The sequence below is a fragment of the Erythrobacter sp. NE805 genome (genome assembly GCF_046452355.1).
Lineage (GTDB): Bacteria > Pseudomonadota > Alphaproteobacteria > Sphingomonadales > Sphingomonadaceae > Erythrobacter.
This window is the reverse complement of the sequence record NZ_JBKFDI010000017.1, coordinates 1-755: the sequence shown is the minus strand read 5'-3', so window position 1 is coordinate 755 and position 755 is coordinate 1. Positions and strand designations below refer to the sequence as shown.

Genomic DNA, 755 nt, shown 5'->3' with positions numbered 1-755 from the left:
CGGGCTGCTCCATACGGACGGCGTGAGCGTCGCGGCAATGCGCGCGATCAACAATGCCACGCTGATCTTCAAGGGCGACATGGGCAAGACGTGGGTGGTGCGCGGCGCCTACTTCGTCGAGCACGGGGACATCGGCCAGGATGGCAAGGTCACCGTCACCTTCGAGGGTCAGCCCGCCGAGGAGCTGGTCTGATGTCCCGGCTCACGCACACGCTGCTGCACCCGATCGTCTCCGAGACGAAGCCCGCGGGTAGCAGCGAGCCGGTCGTCGAGGAGCTCAAGCCCGCGGGCTTCGAGGTGGTCATGCGCCGGCCGAAGGCGAAGGACATCCGCGCCTTCGACAAGCACGGCGCTTCCGAGATCGCGGCCGTGATCGAGCTGATCATCACCTGCTCGAACCTGACGACGATCGAGGTCGAGAACCTCGACGCCGACGACTTCGGCGCCCTGGGAAACTTGCTCGCGCCGAAATCGGACGTTGGCCAGACGACTGGCGGCTCTGCCTAGCGAGCCTCGCCAAGTACTTCGCCTTCCAGCCTTCCGAGCTGATGGAGCTGGACCGCGAGGAGATCGAGTTCTGGCTCGGCGCGGCCGAGCAGCTGGAAGCCCAGGCGCAGAAGGACTGACCCGCGATGCGTTTCTCCATGATCCTCGAGATGGTCGACCGGCTCACCGGGCCGGCCAAGCGCGCCAGGGCGAGCGTCTCGAGCCTGCGCGAGACCGCCCGCGGGCTCGGCCAGCAGATGCGCCGAACT

General features: G+C 67.2%; 2 protein-coding genes. Both read left to right on the top strand.

What is annotated here, in order from left to right; genetic code table 11:
- Positions 1-193, top strand: a 193-nt coding sequence (locus ACLBKU_RS17700; RefSeq protein ID WP_410180893.1) for a phage tail tube protein, incomplete at its 5' end; no start/stop codon positions are given.
- Positions 193-507 (top strand): phage tail assembly protein, encoded by a 315-nt coding sequence (locus ACLBKU_RS17695; RefSeq protein WP_410180892.1) that lies wholly within the window; start codon positions 193-195, stop codon positions 505-507. The genes ACLBKU_RS17700 and ACLBKU_RS17695, both read left to right, overlap by 1 nt.
- Positions 508-755 lie beyond the last annotated feature (248 nt).

Excerpts from the sequence above, each read along its gene's own strand:
- ACLBKU_RS17695 (WP_410180892.1), top strand. The coding sequence starts at position 193 with ATGTCCCGGCTCACGCACACGCTGCTGCACCCGATCGTCTCCGAGACG.